The 21,395-nt window shown below is 65.0% G+C and carries 18 protein-coding genes and 1 pseudogene; 9 read left to right on the top strand and 10 right to left on the bottom strand.

Translation table 11 applies throughout. The features are described from left to right. Positions 1 to 114 precede the first annotated feature (114 nt). From PMM47T1_RS12735 to PMM47T1_RS12720, 4 genes are all read left to right on the top strand, one after another. Positions 115 to 1,419: a flavin-containing monooxygenase gene (locus tag PMM47T1_RS12735; protein WP_008369320.1), complete on the top strand. Its 1,305-nt coding sequence runs from the start codon at positions 115 to 117 to the stop codon at positions 1,417 to 1,419. 29 nt (positions 1,420 to 1,448) lie between these two features. Next, positions 1,449 to 1,859, top strand: coding sequence for a RidA family protein (locus PMM47T1_RS12730; protein WP_008369318.1), 411 nt, complete (start codon positions 1,449 to 1,451; stop codon positions 1,857 to 1,859). Between the two features lie 143 nt (positions 1,860 to 2,002). Then, the gene (locus tag PMM47T1_RS12725) at positions 2,003 to 2,749 is read left to right on the top strand and encodes an EcsC family protein (protein ID WP_008369316.1); all 747 of its coding nucleotides are present in this window, start codon (positions 2,003 to 2,005) and stop codon (positions 2,747 to 2,749) included. Positions 2,750 to 2,827: 78 nt separating this feature from the next. Beyond that, entirely contained in the window at positions 2,828 to 3,325 is a 498-nt protein-coding gene (locus PMM47T1_RS12720) for a heme-degrading domain-containing protein (protein WP_008369314.1), read from the top strand. 43 nt (positions 3,326 to 3,368) lie between these two features. Here PMM47T1_RS12720 and PMM47T1_RS12715 read toward each other — a convergent pair whose 3' ends face one another. From PMM47T1_RS12715 to PMM47T1_RS12675, 9 genes are all read right to left on the bottom strand, one after another. Further along, positions 3,369 to 4,205 carry an aldo/keto reductase gene (locus tag PMM47T1_RS12715; RefSeq protein WP_008369312.1) on the bottom strand — a complete coding sequence of 279 codons (837 nt, stop codon included), beginning with the start codon at positions 4,203 to 4,205 and terminating at the stop codon, positions 3,369 to 3,371. Positions 4,206 to 4,426: 221 nt separating this feature from the next. After that, entirely contained in the window at positions 4,427 to 5,770 is a 1,344-nt protein-coding gene (locus tag PMM47T1_RS12710; RefSeq protein WP_008369310.1) for a carbohydrate porin, read from the bottom strand. Between the two features lie 137 nt (positions 5,771 to 5,907). Continuing rightward, positions 5,908 to 7,227 carry a c-type cytochrome gene (locus PMM47T1_RS12705; protein WP_008369308.1) on the bottom strand — a complete coding sequence of 440 codons (1,320 nt, stop codon included), beginning with the start codon at positions 7,225 to 7,227 and terminating at the stop codon, positions 5,908 to 5,910. Continuing rightward, on the bottom strand, positions 7,224 to 9,002 hold the full coding sequence (locus PMM47T1_RS12700) for a GMC family oxidoreductase (RefSeq protein WP_008369306.1): 1,779 nt from the start codon (positions 9,000 to 9,002) through the stop codon (positions 7,224 to 7,226). The genes PMM47T1_RS12705 and PMM47T1_RS12700 overlap by 4 nt, the downstream gene beginning before the upstream one ends. A gap of 82 nt (positions 9,003 to 9,084) precedes the next feature. Beyond that, positions 9,085 to 9,804, bottom strand: a complete 720-nt coding sequence (locus PMM47T1_RS12695) for a gluconate 2-dehydrogenase subunit 3 family protein (RefSeq protein WP_008369304.1) — start codon at positions 9,802 to 9,804, stop codon at positions 9,085 to 9,087. A 144-nt stretch (positions 9,805 to 9,948) separates the two neighbouring features. Beyond that, positions 9,949 to 10,968 (bottom strand): LacI family DNA-binding transcriptional regulator, encoded by a 1,020-nt coding sequence (locus PMM47T1_RS12690; RefSeq protein WP_008369301.1) that lies wholly within the window; start codon positions 10,966 to 10,968, stop codon positions 9,949 to 9,951. A 192-nt stretch (positions 10,969 to 11,160) separates the two neighbouring features. Then, a complete protein-coding gene (locus tag PMM47T1_RS12685; protein WP_008369298.1) occupies positions 11,161 to 12,453 on the bottom strand; it encodes a c-type cytochrome in 1,293 nt (430 codons plus the stop codon). 13 nt (positions 12,454 to 12,466) lie between these two features. After that, positions 12,467 to 14,242: a GMC family oxidoreductase gene (locus PMM47T1_RS12680; protein WP_008369296.1), complete on the bottom strand. Its 1,776-nt coding sequence runs from the start codon at positions 14,240 to 14,242 to the stop codon at positions 12,467 to 12,469. A 180-nt stretch (positions 14,243 to 14,422) separates the two neighbouring features. Further along, positions 14,423 to 15,139 (bottom strand): gluconate 2-dehydrogenase subunit 3 family protein, encoded by a 717-nt coding sequence (locus PMM47T1_RS12675; RefSeq protein ID WP_008369293.1) that lies wholly within the window; start codon positions 15,137 to 15,139, stop codon positions 14,423 to 14,425. A gap of 249 nt (positions 15,140 to 15,388) precedes the next feature. Between PMM47T1_RS12675 and PMM47T1_RS12670 the strand changes: the two genes are divergently transcribed. Beyond that, a complete protein-coding gene (locus PMM47T1_RS12670) occupies positions 15,389 to 16,447 on the top strand; it encodes a LacI family DNA-binding transcriptional regulator (protein ID WP_008369290.1) in 1,059 nt (352 codons plus the stop codon). 95 nt (positions 16,448 to 16,542) lie between these two features. Here the strand turns inward: PMM47T1_RS12670 and PMM47T1_RS30860 are convergent. Then, positions 16,543 to 16,750: pseudogene (locus tag PMM47T1_RS30860) on the bottom strand (ISL3 family transposase); the annotation flags it as partial. A gap of 184 nt (positions 16,751 to 16,934) precedes the next feature. On the opposite strand from PMM47T1_RS30860, the gene PMM47T1_RS12665 reads away from it, so the two are divergent. The 4 genes from PMM47T1_RS12665 to PMM47T1_RS12650 all read left to right on the top strand — a co-directional run bounded on the left by PMM47T1_RS12665 (position 16,935) and on the right by PMM47T1_RS12650 (position 21,372). After that, positions 16,935 to 18,137 (top strand): mandelate racemase/muconate lactonizing enzyme family protein, encoded by a 1,203-nt coding sequence (locus PMM47T1_RS12665; protein WP_008369288.1) that lies wholly within the window; start codon positions 16,935 to 16,937, stop codon positions 18,135 to 18,137. Between the two features lie 40 nt (positions 18,138 to 18,177). Beyond that, a complete protein-coding gene (locus PMM47T1_RS12660) occupies positions 18,178 to 19,554 on the top strand; it encodes an MFS transporter (RefSeq protein ID WP_008369286.1) in 1,377 nt (458 codons plus the stop codon). A gap of 40 nt (positions 19,555 to 19,594) precedes the next feature. Further along, entirely contained in the window at positions 19,595 to 20,773 is a 1,179-nt protein-coding gene (locus PMM47T1_RS12655; RefSeq protein WP_008369284.1) for an L-dopachrome tautomerase-related protein, read from the top strand. A gap of 125 nt (positions 20,774 to 20,898) precedes the next feature. Beyond that, positions 20,899 to 21,372, top strand: coding sequence for a GlcG/HbpS family heme-binding protein (locus PMM47T1_RS12650; RefSeq protein ID WP_008369280.1), 474 nt, complete (start codon positions 20,899 to 20,901; stop codon positions 21,370 to 21,372). Positions 21,373 to 21,395: the final 23 nt, after the last annotated feature.

Genomic DNA, 21,395 nt, shown 5'->3' with positions numbered 1-21,395 from the left:
TGCCCTGCGACGACAAAAAACCTAATTTCGCTGTACACCCGACTTGCACAGAATGCGCTCAAGAGCATCCCCCTGACCGATTCCATTCGGCACGCTTTTGAGAAGGACACAAACATGACTGTGGCAACCGTGGAAATCGATACGCTTATCGTCGGCGCCGGCCAGGCCGGCGTGGCCATGAGCGAGCACCTGAGCAAGCTCGGCGTTCCGCACCTGGTGCTGGAGCGCAGCCGCATCGCCGAACGCTGGCGCACCGGTCGCTGGGATTCGCTGGTGGCCAACGGCCCGGCCTGGCACGATCGCTTCCCCGGCCTTGAGTTCGATGACCTGAGCCCTGACGGTTTTGCCCCCAAGGAACGCGTGGCCGATTACTTCGAGGCCTACGCCCGCAAGTTCAACGCGCCCATCCGCACCGGTGTCGAGGTCAAGAAGGTACAGCGCAACGTTGGCCGCCCGGGCTTCACCATCGAGACCAGCGACGGCGTCATTGAAGCCCGCCGCGTGGTGGCCGCCACCGGCCCGTTCCAGCGCCCGGTCATTCCGGCTATCGCCCCGCAGAACGTGGCGTTGAAGCAACTGCATTCGGCCGATTACCGCAACCCTCAGCAGTTGCCCGCAGGCGGTGTGCTGGTGGTGGGCGCCGGCTCCTCGGGCGTGCAGATCGCCGACGAACTGCGCCGCGCCGGGCGTGATGTGTACCTGTCGGTGGGCCAGCACGATCGGCCGCCGCGTGCCTACCGCGGGCGCGATTTCTGCTGGTGGCTGGGCGTGCTGGGCGAGTGGGACGCGGCGGCCATGAAACCGGGCCGTGAGCACGTGACCATCGCCGTCAGCGGCGCCCATGGCGGCCGCACTGTGGACTTCCGCGAGCTGGCACAACAGGGCATGAACCTGGTGGGCTTGACCAAGGCCTTCGACGGCACCACGGTGAGCTTCCAGCCAGACTTGGCGGACAACCTCAACCGTGGCGACGAGAACTACCTGAACCTGCTGGACGCTGCCGACGCTTACACCGAGCGCAACGGCCTGGACCTGCCACTGGAACCCGAGGCGCGCCGACGCTTCCCCGACGCGGCCTGCATCACCCAGCCGCTGCTGGAATTGGACCTGGCGGCCGCAGGCGTCACGTCAATCATCTGGGCCACCGGGTTTGCCACCGACTACAACTGGCTGGCGGTGGACGCCTTCGACGCCAACGGCAAGCCTACCCATCAGCGCGGCGTCTCCACCGAGCCGGGCGTGTACTTCCTGGGCCTGCCGTGGCAGTCGCGTCGTGGTTCGTCGTTTATCTGGGGTGTGTGGCACGACGCCAAGTACATCGCCGACCAGATCGCCATTCAGCGTCAGTACGCGGCCTATCACCGTGACGCGGCGCAGCGCCAGGCCAAGGCCGTCGAAAAGCCTACCGTCAGCGCCTGATTCCCTTTTTCGCATTCGAGGAGTAACCGATGCCTACCCATACGCGCATCCGCATGTTCAACACCAAGGAAACCTACCCCAACCAGTCCCTGGACAACGACCTGTGCCAGGCCGTGCGCGCCGGCAACACCGTGTACGTCCGTGGCCAGGTGGGCACTGACTTCGAGGGCAACCTGATTGGCCTCGGTGACCCCCGCGCTCAGGCCGAGCAGGCAATGAAAAACGTCAAGCAGCTGCTGGAAGAGGCGGGCTCGGACCTGTCGCACATCGTCAAGACCACCACCTACCTGATCGACCCCCGCTACCGCGAGCCGGTGTACCAGGAAGTCGGCAAGTGGCTCAAGGGCGTGTTCCCGATCTCCACGGGGCTTGTGGTGTCGGCCCTGGGCCAGCCGCAATGGCTGATGGAAATAGACGTGATCGCCGTTATCCCGGATTGACCCACCGTACACCGCTTGCCGCTGCCGAAGGTTGCGCTGGCCCTGGGCATCGATGAAGATCTCCAGCGCACAGGGTCACACCACTTGCCATTTTCTTGGCCCGGCTGCACCGTGGTAGACACGTCTGCACCGAGAACCCGTCGATGAGCGTTTCGCCAGAAGACCTGCAACACCTGCAACATGCCAAGAACCTGCTGGAAAACCCCGGTTTCGTGGCCAAGGTCACCCACATCATCGGCATGCCCATCGAAGGCGCGCTGGCGTACCTGCCCGCCAGCGTCACCCGGCGCATCGCCGGCATCACCCAGGCCGCGCTGGTGAAGGCTTTGGACGCCGCGGTGTTCACCATCAAGGATGTCCCCGGCGAACAACCCTCCAACCGCTGGCACAAGGCGGGCATCGCCGTGAGCGGCGGGGTGGGCGGCTTCTTCGGCCTGGCCGGGCTCAGCGTGGAACTGCCGCTGTCGACCTCCATCATGTTACGTTCCATCGCCGACATCGCCCGCAGCCATGAAGAACACATCGACACCGACGACGCCAAGCAGGCGTGCCTGGCGGTGTTTGCCCTGGGCGGCCGGGCCAGCGCCGATGACGATTCGGAAACCGGCTACTACGCCGTGCGCGCCGCCTTGGCCAAGTCCCTGACCGATGGTTCGATACTCAAGTTGATCAGCGCGATCGCCGAACGCTTCAGCCTGCACGTCAGCGAAAAGGCTGCAGCGCAGTCCATCCCCGCCATCGGCGCCGTGGGCGGCGCGCTGATCAACCTGGCCTTTATCGACCACTTCCAGGACATGGCCAGCGGGCATTTCATTGTGCGTAAACTGGAGCGCAAGTACGGCCCCGAAACCGTCCAGCGGCTGTACCAGTCATTGCCTCGGCGCGGCTGACACAAGGATAGCCAGCGCCATCGTCATCAGGCACTCTGGGGCTTCCTCCATTGACCTTCGTGACAAGGATTTCAGTAGATGACTACCCCGCGCCAGGTTGACCTGCAACGCATTGCCCAGCAACAGCAACAGCTGCAATTCGCCGCCTTCGACAAAGCCAGTGCCTGGGCGCTGGGCACGCGCCTGAAACAGGCGTGCGAGGCAACAGACGTGGCCACCACCATCGAAGTGCGTCTGGCCAAGGAGACAGTGTTTCTCTACGCCATGCCCGGCACCGCACCCAACAACGCCGACTGGGCGCGGCGCAAGCGCAACGTGGTGGAAGTCATGGAGCAAAGCTCGTATGCCGTGGGCCTGGCCGCCGAGGAAGAGGGCGTGCCGCTGGAGGTCGCCATGGGCCTGGACACGCGTGACTACGCGCCCCACGGCGGCAGTTTTCCGCTGATCGTGAAAGGCGTGGGTTGCGTGGGCGCGGTGACCATATCCGGCCTGCCACAGCGCGAGGACCACGCCTTGGTAGTGGAAGTGCTGGCGTTGATGTGTGGCGTGAACCCGGCCGAGGTGGCCCTGCCGTAAACGACGGGCGCGACCTGGTCTGGCGACCAGGCCGCGCACCTGTTCACAGCTCTTGGTAGTGGGCCGGGTCCTGCCCCAGGATGCGCCCGTCCGGCCGCGCCAGGGTGGCGATGGCCGCCATGTCCTGGGTCGACAGCTCGAAGTCGAACACGTCCAGGTTGTCCCGCTGGCGCTGGTCTGAACTGGCTTTGGGCAACGGCACGCTGCCCAGTTGCACGTGCCAGCGCAGGATCACCTGCACCACGCTGCGGCCGTGCTGGCGGGCGATACCCTGAAGTACCGGGTCGCTCTGCAGGTCGTTGCCGCGGCCAATGGGGCTCCAGGCCTGGGTGACGATGCCGTTGGCCTTGTCCCAGGCCAGTTGCTCGGGCTGGGGAAAATAGGGGTGCAGCTCAATCTGGTTGACGCACGGCTTCACGCCGCTGGCGTCAACGAGCGCCTGCACATGCTCGGGGAGAAAGTTGCACACACCGATCGAGGTCACCCAGCCGCGTTCCTTTGCCTCCACCAGCGCGCTCCAGGCTTCCAGGTAAAGACCTTGGGCGGGGTTGGGCCAATGCAGCAGGTAAAGGTCAATGGTGTCCAGCCGGGTGCGGTAGCGGCTCTCTTCGATACAGGCCAGGGCGTCGTTGTAGGCGTAGTGTCGGCCGGGAATCTTCGAGGTGAAGCGCAGGGCTTCGCGCGGTACCGAAGCCATGCGCATCGCCTGCGCCACGGCGCCTTCGTTCTCGTAGCTGAAAGCGCTGTCCAGCAGCCGGTAGCCGTTGTCGATGGCCCTGGCGATAGCTTGCGCGCCGGGGCTGCCGTTGAGCTTGCAGGTGCCGAAGCCGATGGCTGGCAGGTGGGTGCCGTCGTTGAGGGGAATGGCAGGAACACTCATGCAAAAGGCTTCCTTATTCTTGGGGTAAGACCAGGCCGCGTACGCATCGCCAGGGGCAGGTGCTCACGGGCAGCGGCTGTTGCTCAGGTCATTGTGAATACCCCGGGCGCCCTCTGGCCAGTGCCGGGAGGGGCCTATTTTGAGGGGGAAACGTCATCGACATTGCCCGGCGCATGCCGAAGGTCATGCGAGCCTTTTCGCAGCCTTCGGCAGCTACAAGGTTAGAACTGAGTTTGCACCTGCAGGCCGAACACCAGGGCGTTGTCCACTTGGCGCACGCCGTCCGGGTGTTTGATGTACTGGATGTTCGGCATCACGTTCAGCCATTTGGTGGCCTGGATGCCGTAGTTCAGTTCGGTGGCGTATTCGCTGTGCTGCTCAGGCACGTAACCGGCGTCGTCGTAGCTCAGGCCGCTTTGTTCGTTAGCAGTCTTGGCGTTGCGCAGGAACAGCGAGCTGGCATGAATACGCGCCACGCCAAAGCCCAGAGTGTCGGTGGGGCGTGCGTCAAACGGGCCTTTGTAGACCAGGCTGACTTTCTGGTAGCTGTCCACCGGGGTGGTGGCACGGTCCTGGAAAGTGGCGCTGGCGGTGAGGATCAGGCCGCGCGAAGCGTCGCCGTTCACCGAGGTCAACTGCTGCTTGCCCACTACCCAGAAACCGTGGCGGCTGGAGTCGCTGCGGTAGGCATCACCGGTAATGGCCGCAGGCTGATTGTTGACGTCCTTGTAGACGTCGGTGCCATTGGCGGTGCTGTGGTAGTAACCCACGCGGTATTCGCCGGGCAATTGGTTGACCGTGGGGGCCCAGACCAGTTCGACCGGTACCAGGGTGCCCGTGGTGCCGGCGCCGTTGAGCTTGAAGCCGTTGTCGTTGCTCAGGTCTGAGGGGTTGATGTTGAACGCGCCGATCTGTGCGTACACCTCGCTGCTGATGCGGTAGCGAACGCGGGCCGCCCACTGGCTGATGGGGCCGTTGTAGATGCTGTCCACGTAGTTGCCAGGCTGCGAGCCACAAAAGGCCAGGCCCTGGAACAGGCAGTCTTCCACGGCGAAGTCGTCGCTGACGGCAAAGCGCCCGGCCTTGATGTTCAGTGTGTCATCGAACCAGCCCTTGCTCACCCACAGTTCGCTGAGCCGGGTCACACTGCCGCGGCCCTGGATTTCCTGGGTGGAGCCCAGGCCGGTGGCACGCGGATCGTCGATCTTGTTGTTGATGTTGCTGCCGTTGCGGTTGGTGATCGATAGGCTGAACGCCGCGTCATTCCAGCCCAGCAGCTTTTGCAGGTCGATGTTGGCGCCCAGGTTGAACTGGTCGGCATAGCGGGTCACGTGGTCGTGGCTGTAGCCACCGTGCAGGCTGGACGCCGACTCGCCGGTGTAGCCCATCTGAATGTCGACACCTTTGTTGAGCAGGTCGGTGCGCAGGCCGCCCCAGTCGCCGGTCATCCACGGTGAGTCGACGGCGAACGCGTCGGCGGCCTGCGCGCTGCCAGTGGCGCACACTGAAAGCATCAGCAAAGTCGCGCGTTGGTTGCGCGTCAGCAATAAAGGGAGTGGTCGCATAAGTCGTGATTCCTTTTACGGCGAGTGGAGACGACACGGGAGTCGGGTGGTAGCTGGCCAGCGAGTCTTTCAGGGGGCCCAAAAGCTCGCTGGCACGCCAGCTCCCATACCGTCATCCCAGCGCCGTCGTTATTGTTTTAGTGGGTACTCAACTGGCCAGGCAGCTTCAGGTCCTTGCGAACCCGGGCCACCTGATCTGCCTGCACCGCCGGTGCCGCGTTGCCCCAGGTGTTGCGGATGTAGGTGGCCAGCGAGGCCACTTGTTCATCCGACAACTTCCAGGCAAAGCTCGGCATGGCGCCGCTGGTGGGGTTGTCTTGCGTCACGGCGCCACGGCCACCCTGTAGCACGGTGGTCAGCAGGGTCTGGGCGTTGGCCGATTGCAGCGCCGGGTTGTTGGCCAGGCCTGCGGCAATGCCGTTGATGCCCCTGCCGTCGCTGTTGTGGCACGCCGAGCAGTTGGCCGAATACACGTTGGCGCCCTGTTTCATCGCGTGTTGCTCAGCCGTGAGCGGCTGCGGCTTGGTGGCCGATGAGCCCGGGAGGCTTTGCAGGTAAGCAGCGATGGCCACAAGGTCTTCGTCGCTCATGTGCTGGGTTGAGTTGGTCACGGCTTCTGCCATGGGCCCGGACGCCACCGCCACGTCGTTGCTGCCGGTTTTCAGGTATTGCACCACTTGCGCCTGGGACCAGCCACCGATGCCCACGTAGGGATTGTTGGTGATTTCCGGTGCGTGCCAGCCCGCCAGGTCGCCGCCTTGCAGGAACGCGCCGCCCTTGTCGCCGCCCAGGAAGTTCTTCGCCGTGTGGCAGGCCGCGCAGTGGCCCAGGCCCTGGACCAGGTAAGCGCCGCGGTTGATCTGTGCGGTGGCACCGGCCACCGGCACGAACGGGGTCTTGTCGAAGAACAGCAGGTTCCAGCCCATCATCATCAGGCGGATGTTGAACGGGAAGGGAAGTTGGTTGGACACCACCTTGTTGTCCACCGCCGGCACGGTCTGCATGTAGGCCCACAGGTCGTGCATGTCCTGGTCGCTGACTTTCACGTAGGCGTTGTAGGGCATGGCCGGGTACAGGTTTTCACCATCGCGGCCCTTGCCTTCACGCACGGCACGGGTGAACTCGGCCTCGGTCCAGCCGCCGATGCCGGTGCTCTTGTCTGAGGTGATGTTGCTGGCCAACAAGGTGCCGAACGGCGTTTGCAGGGCGTAGCCACCGGCGAACGGTTTACCCTGGTGCGGGTCGGTGTGGCAGGCGGCGCAGTCACCGGCGATGGCCACGTAGCGACCGCGGGTAACGGCCGGGTCTTCGGTGGTGGCCGGGGCCTTGACGCCCTGGCTGCTGCTGACCTGCTGGCCGGGCTGCACCAGGGCGTCGGCCGCCATGACCAGGCCCACCACCGCGCAAAGCGCCAGGCCGCCCAGGGCCATGCTGGCTAAGGAATGACGTCGCTTCATGCTGGCAGCTCCACCAGGGGGCCACGGTTGGCCAGGTATTTTTCGATAATGGCCTTGGCCGTCCACAGGCTCAGCGCGCCAATGGTGGACGTGGGGTTGTAGCCGGCGTTGTTGGGGAACGACGAGGCGCCCAGCACGAACACGTTGTGCACGTCCCAGCTTTGCTGGTAACGGTTGAGCACACTGGTTTTCGGGTCGGTACCCATTACCGCGCCGCCAATAGTGTGGTCGCTGGCGGGCAGGTACGGGCCGTAGTTGACGGCGGCGGAGTCGAAGCCGTTGACGATTTTCGCGCCCATGGCCTTGCCGATTTCCACGGCGCGGTCTTCGGTGAAACGCGCCATGCGCCGGTCGTTTTCGTTGTAGTCGAAGGTCACGCGGATCAGCGGGTCGCCGTGGGCGTCCTTGTATTCCGGGTCCAGGTCCAGGTAGCACTCGTCATGGGAGAAACTGGTGCCCTGGTTGAAGATGAAGGTGCCGTTCTGGAACGCGTGGGTGTAGGCCTTCTTCCAGTCGCTGCCCCAGCGCGGGGTGCCCGGTGGCAGGGTGTCGGCGTTGCCGATCGGGCGCGCGCCGCGGGCCACCACCAAAATGCCGGCGCCGCCGATGAAGCCCTTGCCGGTGTGGTCGAAGTTGTCGCCGTTGTAGTCGTCCACCTGGGCGGACAAGGCACCGGCGCCGATGTATTGGTTCAACTGTTCGTCCTCAAAGAACAGGTTGGCGCCCGACACGGTCTGGAAGCTGTAGGCGCGGCCCACCACGCCCGAGCGGGTTTGCGGGTCGTACGGCTTGCCGATTTTCGACAGCAGCAGCAACCGCACGTTTTGCATCTGGAACGCCGAGAAGATCACCAGGTCGGCCGGCTGTTCCCATTCCTTGTTGTTGCGGTCCAGGTAAGTCACGCCGGTGGCGGTCTTGCCGTCTTCGGCCAGGTTGGCGCGCAGCACGGCCGACTCGGTCAGCACGGTGAAGTTGCTGCGCTGCATCAACGCCGGGATCACGCAGGCGTTGGGGCTGGACTTGGAGAAGTTGCCGCAGCCGTAGTACAGGCAGTAGCCGCAGTACGTGCACGGCCCCATGCGCACGCCCAGCGGGTTGGTGTAGGCCTGGGAAGCTTGGCCGGCGGGCACCATGAACGGGTGCAGGCCCAGTTTCTGGCTGCCTTCGGTGAACAGGTCGGTGAGCCGCGTGGTGGCCAGCGGCGGCAACGGGAACTCGCTCTTGCGGTTGCCTTCGAAGATGTTGGCGCCTTCGATTTTCTCGCCGTTGAGCACGCCGGCCTTGCCCGATACGCCGGCGATTTTCTCGAAACGCTCGTAGAAGGGTTCCAGGTCTTCGTAGCTCACGCCCCAGTCCTGGACGATCAGGCCTTCGGTGAGTTGCTGCTTGCCGTAGCGCTTCAGGGTAAAGCTGTAGGGCTCGAAGTCGAACGGCAGGAAGCGCCAGGCCATGCCGGCCCAGTGGGTGCCCGAGCCGCCGACGTTGTAGCCCAGCTCATTGAGGCTCCAGTCACGGGTAGGCAGGGCGGTTTGCGAGCGGTTGTTGCGGAACGTGGTGGTCTCGATGGCCGGCGGCAGCAGCAGGCTGCGGCGCGTGTCCCAGCGCAGTTCATCGGTGTCGACCGAAGGCGGGAAGTCGGTGGAGGTCTCGACCCACGGGCCGCGTTCGATTGCCACCACGTTGAGGCCGGCACGGGTCAGTTCTTCGGCCATCAACGAGCCGCACCAACCGAGGCCGACAATCACCGCGTCGGCTTTTGGGCGTACATTCGCCATGAATCAGTACCTCTTCAATACAGCGTAGTCACGGGGTTCTAGGCAGTGTCGGCAGGGCCGCACTGCTCACGGAATGGGTGTCTCAGAGCGTGTTGTCGATCAGGCTGGTCGGGATGATCGAAAGCTTCTGGCCCTTCTTGGCGATCAGGTCGCGGAAGTCGTAGCGGGCACCGGGGAAGCCGATCATTTTCCAGCTGGCCATGTCCTTGTTGCCGCCATAGATCGGGTCGGCAAAGAAGCCCTCGCGCACGTTGGCCAGGATCTGCTCGAACAGCTCCTTGGTTTCCACGTCGTGGCCCAGGTCCAACTGCCCGGATTCCAGGCTGCGCAGCAGGCTGTCCTGCTCGTTGCCGTTGAGTTGCACGAAAGTACGCACGTAGGTTTTCTGGCAGTAGGCGTCGATGGCGGCCAGGCCCTTGCGCCAGCGTTCGGCCGGGGTCAGCGGCGACTGCGTGCCTTGCTGGGGCGTGCCCTTGACGAAGCGGCCCAGGCGGTAGAGCGTGGCGCCCTTGCCGTAGTCACCGGCCAGTTGGCGGTCGATGAACACGGCGCAACCGGCTTCCTTGCCGCCGATGCTCAGGGCATCCGCCGGGATCAGGCGGTCGGCCATGGCGCCGGCGGTATCGAACTCCGCCTGGGTGAAAAAGGCCAGGCCACCCTGGCGCGGTGCTGGCAGCTCGGGCAGGCTGACGTTGCCGGGTTCCCACGGCTGGCCGCCGGTGACGACTTCGGCACGCGCAGCGGGCAACGTGGAAGCTGCCGCCAGGGCCAGTGCCGATGAAAGGAAATCTCTGCGCTGCATGAAGGTGTCCTGTAGGCGATGAGGAAGGTCCGACCGCACTAGCCCGCGCCTCAGCGCGCGACCAGGTGGTCACGGCGGGCGAGTCTAGGGGTGTGACATATCACCACGCCACTAACTAATTGACGTTTTTACGTCAAAAGCCATTCAGTTGGGCAGGGTTTCGTCGATCACAATGCGCAATTGAGGGGCGGCCTGGATGGGCGCTTCCAGGTCGCCGTTGGCATACAGCAGGTGCTGGATAGCGGCCTCGGCCTGGCCCTCCGGGTCCTGGTCGATGACCAGCGACAACAGGCCTTCGCGCAGGAACTCGGCGTGCTGCTGGCTGGCTTCATGGGTGATCCACACCGGGCGCTGGGCCTGCTCCAGCAGGGCTGTGCGGATGCCGCCCGAGCCACTGCCGGTGTTGTACACCGCGGCCAGGGGCTGGCCGCCGGCCACGGCGTTGCGTAGCGCCTGGGCGGTTTGCTTGTCGTCGTCATGACAGGCGATCGGGCCGATCACTTCCAGGCTCGGTGCCCGCTCGCGCAGCACCTGCAGGAAGCCGGCCACGCGCTCCTGGTGGGCGTGATACAGCAGCGAATTGGTGATCAGCAGCACCCGCCCCTGGGTGGGCAGGGCCCACTGGCTGAGCAGGCGCCCGGCACTGCGGCCGGCCACGCGGTTGTCGATACCGATGTAGGTGGCCCCGCGCAGTTGCGACAGGCCACTGGTGAGCAGGACCACCGGCACGTCCTGGTCAACCTGCGCTTGCAGGGCGGCGCGCACCGCCGGCTGGTCATGGGCCACCACAATCAGGCCCTGGCGCATGGTGGTGGGGTGGTTGATGAAGTCCACCAACTGGCCGGGATTGCCTTCGTGCCAGGTCTGGCGTTGCAACACCAGGCGCGAGCGCAGCAGGTTGGCCTGGCGGGCAAAGGCGGCCGCCACCCGGCGGTAATGGTCGGTGGTGCTGTCGACCATCAGCAGGTCGAAGCGCAACAGGCCGTGAACCGGGGAGGGTAACAGGCGCTTGATGCCCAGGGCGCGAGCGGCATTCAGCACCTTGCGGCGCTTGCCGTCCGACACGCTGCCGCGTTCGTTGAGCACCCGGTCCACGGTGCTGAGGCTCACCCCGGCCAGCTCGGCAACGTGGTTGAGGCGAGTCTTTTGATTGATGCTGTCCAACAGAAAACTTCCGTAGCAGTGAATAAGCTGAATCTACCATGCGCCGCCGCATAACCGTGCAATCCCCCCGACGCTGCCGCGGGCTGCGAAGGCGCGCACAGCGGGCCCGCGATCGGCATGACACCGTCGAAGGTCCTGCGGACCTTTTCGCAGCCTGCGGCAGCTCCAGCGCCCGCAGCCTGGCGGCCGCGCCTACAAAGGGTTGCTGGCCTTCAGTGCGGTGCGGGCCTTGGCCACTTGTTCGGCGGCCACGCCCGGTGCGGCGTTGCCCCAGCTGTTGCGTACGTACGTCAGCACGGCGGCGATGTCGTTGTCGTTGAGCTTCCAGCCGAAGGACGGCATGCCCGCCGCCGTCACGTTGCTTTCAGTCGCCGCCGCGCGTCCGCCCTTGAGCACGGCGCTGATCAGGTTGGCGCCGCTGCTGGCGCGCATGCCCGGGTTGTTGGCAAACGCCGGCACCATGCCGTTGATGCCTTCGCCGTGCACGTTGTGGCAGGCCATGCAGTTGTTTTCATACACCTGCGCGCCGCGTTGCATCACCGGGCTGCTGGCGTTCAGCGCCGCTGGTGCCTGGGTGCCAGAGCCGGGCAGCGATTTTAGGTACAGGGCGATGTCCGCCAGGTCCGCGTCGTTGAGGTACTGGGTGGAATGCTCCACGGCCTCGCCCATTGCACCTGCGGCCACGGCGGTGTCGTTGCTGCCATCTTTCAGGTAGCGCTGGATCTGCTCGCTGCTCCAGGTGCCCAGGCCCAGGTGCGCGTCGTTGGTGATTTCGGGCGCATGGCCACCCAGCAGGTCGGCGCCTTGCAGGTAGGCGGAGGTGTCGCCGCCCAGGGCGTTTTTCGCGGTATGACACGCGGCGCAGTGACCGGCGCCGTCCACCAGGTAGCGGCCACGGTTCCATTGCGCCGATTGCCCGGCCACCGGTGCGTAGGGCGCGTTCTGGAAGAACAGCAGGTTCCAGCCCAGCATGGCCAGGCGAATGTTGTACGGGAAACCCAGGGTGTTGGGCGCAGGCGCCTGCTTGACCGGTTCCAGCGAGCGCATGTAGGCCCACAGGTCATGCAGGTCGCTGTCGCTCATCTTAACGTAGGCGTTGTACGGCATGGCCGGGTACAGCAATTGGCCGTCCTTGCGCTTGCCATGGCGTACGGCGCGGAAGAAGTCGCGTTCGGTCCAGTTGCCGATGCCGGTGTCGCGGTCCGGGGTGATGTTGGTTGCGTTGATCACGCCGAAGGGCGTCTGCAGGCCGTAGCCGCCGGCGAAGGCCTTGCCGCCTGGCGCCGTGTGGCAGGCCGCGCAGTCACCCTGCACGGCAATGTAGGCGCCATGGCGGATCTGGCCAGGTTCGGCCGCCGGGCTGTCGGCGGCGCGCAGCTGATTGTCGGCGATGTCGTCGGCGCGGGTGTTGCCGTTGATGTACAGCGCCGCGCCAACGCCTGCCACGACCACCACCGCCAATCCTGCTATGAGTTTGCTTTTCATGCGTCAGCGTCCTTTATGCCTGAACCAGCGGGCCGGGGTTTTTCAGGTACTGTTCCTTGATCGCCTTGGCGGTCCACAGGGCCAGGGCACCGATGGTCACGGTGGGGTTGAAGCCACCGTTGTTGGGGAACGATGAAGCGCCGAGCACGAACACGTTGTGTACGTCCCAGCTTTGCTGGTAGCGGTTGAGGGCGCTGGTCTTGGGGTCGGTGCCCATCACCACGCCACCGATGGTGTGCGAGGAGTCGTTGGCACGGAACGGTGTGTAGTGGTCGGCGGCAAAGTTGTAGGACTCGATCTGCGTGCCGCCCACGGCCTTGGCGATGGCGTCGCACTTCTGTCGCACGAACTCGCCGGAGCGCTTGTCGTTGAGGTTGTAGTCGAAGGTCATGCGCATCAGCGGCCGGCCGAAGTTATCCTTGTACACAGGGTCCAGGTCAAAGTAGGCGTCTTCGTGGGAGTAGCTGGTGCCCTGGCCCTGTACCATCGCCCAGTTCTGGTAGCTGTGCTGGAAGGCTTGCTTCCAGCCCTTGCCCCAGCCGGGCGCGCCTTTGGGCAGCACGCCGGCCATGCTGATGGGCAGGCCGTTGTTGGACAGCGACTGGATACCCGCGCCGCCGATGAAGCCCAAGCCGCTGTGGTCGAAGTTGTCGGCGTTGTAGTCGTCGATCTGGATCGCCAGGCAACCGGTGTTGATAAACGGGTTGAGGTGCTCGTCCTTGAACCACAGGTAGGCGTAGGACAGGGTCTGGAAACTGTAGTTGCGACCAATCACGCCTTGCTTGGTGCGCGGGTCATAGGGCTGGCCGATGCCGGACAGTAACATCAGGCGTACGTTGTCCAGTTGGTAGGCGGCGACGATGACGATGTCGGCGTGCTGCTCGCCCACCACGCCGTCCTTGCCCACGAAGCTGACGCCGGTGGCGGTCTTGCCGTCGGCGGCCTTGTTGATGTGCAGCACCTCGGTGTCGGTCATCACCTGGAAGGTAGGCTGGCGCATCAGCGCCGGTACCACGCAGGCGTTGGGGCTGCTCTTGGACCAGTTGCCGCAACCGAACAGTTGGCAATAGCCGCAGTAAGTGCAGGGGCCCATGTGCACGCCCAGGGCGTTGACGTAGGCGCGCGAGATGGTACCGGCCGGCACGGGGAAGGGGTGCAGGCCCATCTCGGTGGTCTTCTGGGTGAAAATGTCGTTCCAGCGGCTGGGCACCAGCGGCGGTGTCGGGTAGTCGCGGCTGCGCGAGCCTTCGAAGGGATTGCCGCCGGGAATGACCTTGCCGTTGATCACGCCGGCCTGGCCGCTGGTGCCGGCGATGCGCTCGAAGCGGTCGTAGAAGGGTTCCAGTTCATCATAGGTGATGCCCCAGTCCTGCACTTGCAGGCCCGGCACCAGTTGTTGCTTGCCGTAGCGTTCGACGGTCTTGCTGTAGGGCTGGAAGTCGAACGGGTTGAAACGCCAGGAGGCCGCGGCCCAGTGAGTGCCGGCGCCGCCGACGTTGTAGCCCAGGGTCAGGTTGCTCCATTCGCGCACCGGCAGCGCCTGCTGGGAGGCGTTGTTGCGGAAGGTGTAGGTTTCCAGTTTCGGCGGCTGAAGGATTTCCTTGCGCGTGGACCAGCGCAGCTCATCGGTGTCCACCGACGGCGGGAAGTCGGTGGCCGTGTCGCGCCAGGCGCCACGTTCGATGGCCACTACCTTGAGGCCCGCTCGGGCCAGTTCTTCGGCGATCACCGAGCCGGACCAGCCGAGGCCGATCACCACTACGTCCGCTTTGGGTCTTGCGTTTGCCATGGGTCAATCCTTTGTTGCGCGCAGCCGGGCGCCGTGCCGGCTGGCGAGTAGAGAGGGCTGTTGTAGCTGCTGCCGTCAGGCTGCGCTGGCCCGGAGCCTCGCTGGAGATCCTCAGGGGCCTTGGGGGGCCAGCGCAGTCTGGCGGCAGCGGCGGGAACGCGTACGGTCAAGCCGCCAAGATCAGGTGGCGCGGTCGAGCAGGCTCACCGGTTCGATGTTCAGCGCCATGCCCTTCTTGCTGAGGTAGGGGCGGTAGTCGTAGCGCGCGCCGGGAAAGCCGATCAGCTTCCAGCCCACCATGCCGCGGTTGCCGCCGTACAGGGGGTCGGCCAGGTAGCCTTCGCGCACGTTCTGCAACAGCAGGGCGAAGAAGTCGGCGGTGCCGGTAGCGGGCAGTTGCAGGGTGCCGTTTTCCATGCTGCGCAGCAGCGCGTCCTGGGTGTCGCCGTCCAGGCCGCTGAACACCTTGCCGTGGCTGGCCTGGCAGTAAGTGGCCAGGTCCTTGAGCCCGGTGCGGTAGCGCTCGGCGGGGGTCTGCTTGAACTGCGGGCCCTGCTCGGGGGTGCCTGGCACGACAGGCCCCAGGCGGTACACGCTGGCGGCCTGGCCGAAGGCACCGTACAGCTCGCGGTCGATGAACTCGACACAACCGGCCTGGCTGGCGCCGATGCCCAGTTCGTCTTCTGGGATCAGGCGGTCGAAGATGGCCGCCACCTCACGCGCCTCGTCAGGGGTGAAATAGGTCAGCCCGCCCTTGCGTGGCAGCTTGGGCAGCGCGTCGGGCTGGGTGCCGACAGGCATGGGGGTATGGGCGCCGATGACACTAGCGCCTGCGCTGCTCGCCACGCCCAGTGCAGTCAATTGCACAAGCGAAATCAAGGCATCTCGTCGTTTCATGGTGGTGATCCTCAGGTCTCACGGTGCAGTACGCCGCTGCTGCTCGAATTGCGCTCTCAGGCCCGTTCCAGACGGGTTGGCACAGTCACGGCGGGCGAGTCTAGGGGTGCGGCATATCACCGCGCCACTAACTATTTGACGGTTTCCCACCAAGTGCCCGGGGCTGTGTGGCCCTCGCGGCGCAGCGGTTGCAACTGGTAGCATCGCAACCGAACGGTTTTTTCGAACCCCTCGCCCATTGAGAGCGCCATGGCCGGCATGCCCCCCGACAACCCCGATTCCTTCGGTGCCCCCGTCACCTTGAGCGACGTGGCGCGCCTGGCCGGCGTGGCGCCCATGACCGTGTCGCGCTGCCTCAACCAACCGGACACGGTGCGCAGCGCCACGCGGCTGAAAGTGCAGCGCGCCATCGAGCAGACCGGCTACGTGCAGAACCGCCTGGCCGGTGCGCTGCGCTCCAGCCGCAGCCGCCTGGTGGCCGTGGTGATGCCCATGGTCACCAACCCGATTTTTTCCGATACCTTTCAGGCCATCAACGACCGCCTGGCCCGGGACGGTTATCAGGTGCTGTTGGGCGTGTCCGGCTACGAGCGTGAGCACGAGCAGGAACTGCTGGAAGTGATCCTCAGCCGCCGCCCGGACGGCATCATCCTCACCGGTACGCTGCACACCACCGCCAGCCGCACCCGGTTGCGGGCCGCCCGGGTGCCGGTGGTGGAAACCTGGGACCTGACCCCCGAGCCCATCGACATGCTGGTGGGGTTTTCCCACGAGCAGGCCGGCCGTGCCGTGGCCCTGCAACTGCTGGCGCAGGGTTACCGCCGATTCGCCCTGGTGGCCGTGGATGACCCCCGTGGCCTGAGGCGTGCTGAAAGCTTCACCCGCACCCTGGCCGAGCAGGGCGTGGTGGACGTGCGCCGGCAGGTGTTCCCGGGCACGCCCACCCTGGCCATGGGGCGGCTGGGCCTGAGTGCGCTGCTGGATGAGCACACCGATCAGTCGGGCGCACCGCTGGCCGTGGTCTGCACCTCCGACACCATCGCCCACGGCGTGCTCACCGAAGCGGCGGCGCGAGGCATTCGCGTGCCCCAACACCTGGCGGTGATGGGCTTCGGCGACATGAGCTTCGCCGCCCACACCTTCCCTGCGCTGTCCACCGTGCGCATCGATGGCGCCCTGATGGGCGACACCGCCGCGCAGATGCTGCTGGAGCGGTTGCAGGGGCAGGGGAGCGCGGGGGGTGTGCGGGATATCGGGTTTACGTTGGTGCAGCGGGGAAGTACTGGAGGGCCGCACTCCGATCGGTAGCCGGGCAAACAAGGCGGACGGTAAAGATGCCACTGACTGCCCAGCGCCAGTGGCATCCACCGCCGGCCTTGTTTTTGGTTCTTCACGGATTACCTCTCAGCTTGCATCGCGCAGACCGTCATCAGCGATTGGTTTGCTGCCAGCAGGTAGGGCAGGTGGACAGGCCGCTGCGGTTTTTAATGTTCTGGGGGTTACGCAGCAGGAGCCAGCACACCTGCTTGGTGATTTATCTCAAGGCTCGTCGTGACGCAGGCGATTCACCTCGTCCACTCGCCCCCGGTCAATGACTTCTCGCCCGGACTTTTATGGCCACCACGAATGGCCAACCTGTTTTTCCGGCTGGCGATAAGTGCCGCCCGCAACAATTTTGACGTTTCCCCCTCAATTCGTTGAATGCCCCTTGCCAGATTTTCCGCGCGGCGCTAGCGTTTGAACCAGAAATGGTAACGATACCATTTGCCCTGAAGCAGTCTCGGGAATAACAACAATGTCGAAGATTACCTGCGTTCGAACGCTGCGCCTGCCGCAACGCCCCAAGTTGATCTGGCTGGAGATCGAGACCGATGAAGGCCTCATTGGCCTCGGTGAGACCTTCCGTGGCGCGGCCACGGTGGAAGCGGCGGTGCATGAGCTGATTGCCCCCGGCCTGATCGGTCGCGACTCGCGCCAGGTCGAGGCCATCTCGCTCGAACTGAGTAACCCTTACGTGGGTTATCACAGCGCCAGCGCCGAGATTCGCGCTGCCAGCGCGGTGGACATCGCCCTGTGGGACCTCAAGGGCCAGCGCCATGGCATCCCCATCCACGAGGCGCTTGGCGGTGCCTGCCGCGACAGCATTCGGGTGTACAACACCTGCGCCGGCTATGAATTCAATACCCAGCAAGGCGCGCGCCGGGAGATTGCCACCAGTGATTGCGCCCAGGGCCCTTACGACGACCAGTTGGCCTTCAGCCGCGACCCCGGCGCGCTGGCGGTCAGCCTGGTGGAGGAGGGCTACACGGCCATGAAAATCTGGCCGTTCGACCGCTTCGCGCGCCAGGCCGGTGCCAACAGCATCAGCCTGGCCGACGTACGCGAGGGCACCCAGACCTTCCGCCAGATCCGCCAGGCCGTGGGCAATCGCATCGAGATTATGTGCGAACTGCACAGCTTGTGGGATGGCACCGCGGCCCTGCGCATCTGCCAGGCCCTGGAAGAGTTCGACCCCTATTGGGTGGAAGACCCGCTGTGCAAGATGGACGACGCCCAGGCGCTGGCCGACCTGCGTCGCCGCACGCGGGTGCCCATCTGTGCCAGCGAAACCCTGGGCGGCAGCGTGGCCTACCGCGACCTGCTCAATGCCGGCAGCCTCGACTACCTGATGCTGGACCTGGTGTGGTGCGGCGGTTTCACCGAGGCACGCAAGATCGCTGCCCTGGCCCAGGTGTACAACAAGCCCTTGGCGCCCCACGACTGCACCGGGCCGGTGGCGCTGTTCGCCGGGCTGCAACTGGCCCTGCACGCGCCCACGGCGGTGTTGCAGGAAGTGGTGCGGGCGTCGCTGTCCACCTGGTACGGCGAGCTGGTCACCCACCTGCCCGAGATCAGCGCCGGCTTTGCTGCCGCGCCCACGCGCCCAGGGTTGGGCACCGCGCTGCGTCCGGAAGTCAAGCAACGCCCCGACGCCATCATCCGGGAAACGCGCCACTGACTGAACGCCGCTGACCACCGCTGTCGGGATCGAGAACACAATGAAAAAAACAGATTCTCTTCGCCGCTTCATCGCCGAGCATCGCCGCTACGAGGTGATTGCCCTGCTGTTTATCATGATGATTGTCAACCAGGGTGACCGCGCCACGCTGTCGGTGGCCGGTGCCAGCGTGTCCCAGGAACTGGGCCTGAGCCACGGCGAAATGGGCTGGCTGTTTTCGGCGTTTGCCTGGGCTTACATGCTGCTGCAACTGCCCGGTGGCCTGGCCATCGACCGTTTTGGCAGCATCAAGGTGCTGGGGGTGGCCATTATTGCCTGGGCGGCCATTACCGCGGCCATCGGTTCGGTGGCGCTGATGCCGGTGGGCGTGGCGTTTTTCGCCATCTTTGCCCTGCGCTTTCTGGTAGGCGTGGCCGAGGCACCGTGCTTTCCGGCCAACAGCAAAATTGTCTCCCTGTGGTTCCCCACGGCCGAGCGCGGCACGGCCACCTCCATTTTCAATGCGTCGCAGTACTTCGCCGCCGTGGTGTTCACGCCGTTGCTGGCGTGGATCTCCACGCGCTGGGGCTGGCCGTGGATTTTCTATGTGATGGGCGCGGCGGGCGTCGCCATCGGCGTGGTGTTCATGGCGCGCATCAAGGCGCCGGTGGAACACCCGGCCTTGAGCCGCGCGGAGCTTGAGGTGATGCGCCAGGGCGGTGCCAGCCTGCGCGAGCACGCGGCGGCGCCAGGCAAGCCGCAAGGATGGCACGACACCTGGGCCAGCGCCCGGGCGTTGCTGGGCCAGCGCATGTTCCTGGGTATATATCTGGCGCAGTTCTGCATCAGCACCCTCACGTTCTTTTTCCTGACCTGGTTCCCGGTGTACCTGGTGCAGCAACGCGGCCTGTCGATTCTCAACGCCGGCCTGCTGGCGGCGATACCGGCTATTTTCGGTTTCATTGGCGGCATCAGCGGTGGCCTGGTCTCGGACTGGATGCTGCGCAAGGGCCTGTCCCTGACCCTGGCGCGCAAGCTGCCGATTTTCGTCGGCATGGCCCTGTCCATGAGCATGATGGTGTGCAACTACGTGCACACCGACGCGCTGGTGGTGGTGTTCATGGCCCTGGCGTTCTTTGGCAAGGGCATGGGCGCACTGGGCTGGGCGATCATCGCCGACGTATCGCCCAAGCGCAGCGCCGGCATGAACGGCGCGATCTTCAATACGTTCGGCAGCATCGCCGGCATCGTCACCCCCGTGGTGATCGGCTACATGGTGCAGGCCATGGGCTCGTTCAACGGCGCTTTGATTTACGTGGCGCTCAACGCCGCCGGCGCCTTTGTCAGTTACCTGTTCATTGTCGGGCCGCTGCGCCGGCCCGACGACACCCCTGCGTGCGCGCCTGAGGAAACGCTGCAACCCGCCCCCGCGCGCTGAAACACCGGTTTCGAGTTTCATCTCACAAGGAAAATAAAAAATGCTGAATCGACGACACTTCTGCCGCGCCAGCGTACTGGCGACCGGCGCCTTCGCCTTGGTCGCCAATCCGTTGGCCAAGGCCGCCGGCCTGATCAAGGCCGGCCAGCCACTGACCGAAGTTGCCCGCCTGGACTGGCTGTGCAACGCCGTTGCCCTGACCTCCACGGGCCAGCTGTTCGTGGGCTTGCCGCGCTGGCCGGGCTTCGAGAAAACCCCCTCCATTGCCCAGGTGCTGCCCGACGGCAGTCTCAAACCGTTCCCCGGTGGCGACTGGAACGCCTGGGCGCCTGGCAAGCCCGGGGCCAAGGCGCTGGTGAAGATCAACACCATCCACATTTTTGACGATGACACCCTGTGGGCCATCGACCAGGGCGAGGATGCCGGCCCCCAGGGCATCAACCCGGACCAGAAAATCCTGCAGTTCGATACCCGCACCGGTGCGTTGCTGCGCAGCATCAGCCTGCCACCCAAGGTGCTGCCCGCCGGTGCCAACCTCAATGACCTGCGCCTGGACAGCGAGCATGCCTACATCACCGATTCCGGGTTGGGGGCGATCATCGTGGTCAACCTGGATACCGGTGTATCGATCCGCCGCCTGGCCGATCACCCGTCCACCAAGATGATCCCCGGGCGCAGACCCGTGGGTGAGGGCGGCCAGGTGCTGCTGATGCCCGATGGCACGGACCATCAGGTGCACTCGGACCCCATCGAGATCAGCCCCGACGGCCAATGGCTGTACTACCAGGCTTTGAGCGGGCCATTGTGGCGCGTGCCCACCCGGGGCCTGCGCGACCATCAGATGAGCGAAAAGGCCTTGGGCGAGTGGGTGGAGTTTGTCTATGACACCGGTCCCTTGACCGGCACCGCGATCGACAGTGCCGGCAACCTGTACCTGGCCGAGTACGACAAGCCGCGGGTCACAGTGCTGTCGCCCGATGGCGCGCTGCGCGTGGTGGTCGAGGACCCGCTGCTGTGGAACCCGGACGCCATGATCATCTCGGACAAGCGCGAGCTGTACATCCCGGTGCCGCAAAGCGCGCGCATGGCCGCCAACCGCGGCCCGGGCGGCAAGAATGCGCTGCAATTGCCGTTCAAGATCTACAAATTGCAGTTGCCTGCGACGCTGGGCACCCGAGAAAAAGTCCCCGCCCTGACCGGCACTGCGCTCCGCGTATAGCTGCGTTTCGCTGGCCCTCATAGGCACTGGAGATCTTTAGCGACCCAGAGGGCCAGCGCAGCCTTCGGCAGCAGCTACACGACACCCTTTACCCACCCATGAGAAACACCCTAATGAAAACAATAATGCCTTTGCTTGCCTTCGCTGCCCTGTTCCCCGTACTGACCCAGGCTAACGCCGCTGCCGACACCGCCTCGGTGGTGTCGCAGCCGAACGTGTCCACCGCCGCAGCCCTGCAACTGGCCGAGCGGGCGACCCAGATGGCTGCCAGGCAGGACATGCACATCTGCATCGCGGTGACCGACGCCGACGGCCACCTGCTGGCCTTCACCCGCATGCAAGGCGCCTACGCCGGCTGCGTCGAGGCGTCTATCGCCAAGGCCACGTCGGCGGCGCGCTTTGCGATCAATACCATCACGTTCTATGACCTGGCGCGCAAAGAGAACCTGGCCATAGGCACCATCCCCGGCATCTTGCCGGCGGTGGCTGGCGTGGTGCTCAAGCACGACGGTTTGGTGGTGGGTAGCGTGGGCATCAGCGGCGCCACTGACCTGACCGAGCAGAAACTGGCCGAGGACGTTGCGGCTACGTTCCACTAATCCTCTCGGTTCCCCGCACAAAA

Source organism: Pseudomonas sp. M47T1 (assembly GCF_000263855.1).
Classification (GTDB): Bacteria; Pseudomonadota; Gammaproteobacteria; order Pseudomonadales; family Pseudomonadaceae; genus Aquipseudomonas.
The sequence above is the reverse complement of the archived record's forward strand: the minus strand, read 5'-3'. Positions and strand labels throughout refer to the sequence as shown.

What these genes read in the sequence shown, in the direction of transcription:
- PMM47T1_RS12735 (WP_008369320.1), top strand. Translation starts at nt 115, where the DNA reads ATGACTGTGGCAACCGTGGAAATCGATACGCTTATCGTCGGCGCCGGC.
- PMM47T1_RS12730 (WP_008369318.1), top strand. Translation starts at nt 1,449, where the DNA reads ATGCCTACCCATACGCGCATCCGCATGTTCAACACCAAGGAAACCTAC.
- PMM47T1_RS12725 (WP_008369316.1), top strand. Translation starts at nt 2,003, where the DNA reads ATGAGCGTTTCGCCAGAAGACCTGCAACACCTGCAACATGCCAAGAAC.
- PMM47T1_RS12720 (WP_008369314.1), top strand. Translation starts at nt 2,828, where the DNA reads ATGACTACCCCGCGCCAGGTTGACCTGCAACGCATTGCCCAGCAACAG.
- PMM47T1_RS12715 (WP_008369312.1), bottom strand. Translation starts at nt 4,205, where the DNA reads ATGAGTGTTCCTGCCATTCCCCTCAACGACGGCACCCACCTGCCAGCC.
- PMM47T1_RS12710 (WP_008369310.1), bottom strand. Translation starts at nt 5,770, where the DNA reads ATGCGACCACTCCCTTTATTGCTGACGCGCAACCAACGCGCGACTTTG.
- PMM47T1_RS12705 (WP_008369308.1), bottom strand. Translation starts at nt 7,227, where the DNA reads ATGAAGCGACGTCATTCCTTAGCCAGCATGGCCCTGGGCGGCCTGGCG.
- PMM47T1_RS12700 (WP_008369306.1), bottom strand. Translation starts at nt 9,002, where the DNA reads ATGGCGAATGTACGCCCAAAAGCCGACGCGGTGATTGTCGGCCTCGGT.
- PMM47T1_RS12695 (WP_008369304.1), bottom strand. Translation starts at nt 9,804, where the DNA reads ATGCAGCGCAGAGATTTCCTTTCATCGGCACTGGCCCTGGCGGCAGCT.
- PMM47T1_RS12685 (WP_008369298.1), bottom strand. Translation starts at nt 12,453, where the DNA reads ATGAAAAGCAAACTCATAGCAGGATTGGCGGTGGTGGTCGTGGCAGGC.
- PMM47T1_RS12680 (WP_008369296.1), bottom strand. Translation starts at nt 14,242, where the DNA reads ATGGCAAACGCAAGACCCAAAGCGGACGTAGTGGTGATCGGCCTCGGC.
- PMM47T1_RS12675 (WP_008369293.1), bottom strand. Translation starts at nt 15,139, where the DNA reads ATGAAACGACGAGATGCCTTGATTTCGCTTGTGCAATTGACTGCACTG.
- PMM47T1_RS12670 (WP_008369290.1), top strand. Translation starts at nt 15,389, where the DNA reads ATGGCCGGCATGCCCCCCGACAACCCCGATTCCTTCGGTGCCCCCGTC.
- PMM47T1_RS12665 (WP_008369288.1), top strand. Translation starts at nt 16,935, where the DNA reads ATGTCGAAGATTACCTGCGTTCGAACGCTGCGCCTGCCGCAACGCCCC.
- PMM47T1_RS12660 (WP_008369286.1), top strand. Translation starts at nt 18,178, where the DNA reads ATGAAAAAAACAGATTCTCTTCGCCGCTTCATCGCCGAGCATCGCCGC.
- PMM47T1_RS12655 (WP_008369284.1), top strand. Translation starts at nt 19,595, where the DNA reads ATGCTGAATCGACGACACTTCTGCCGCGCCAGCGTACTGGCGACCGGC.
- PMM47T1_RS12650 (WP_008369280.1), top strand. Translation starts at nt 20,899, where the DNA reads ATGCCTTTGCTTGCCTTCGCTGCCCTGTTCCCCGTACTGACCCAGGCT.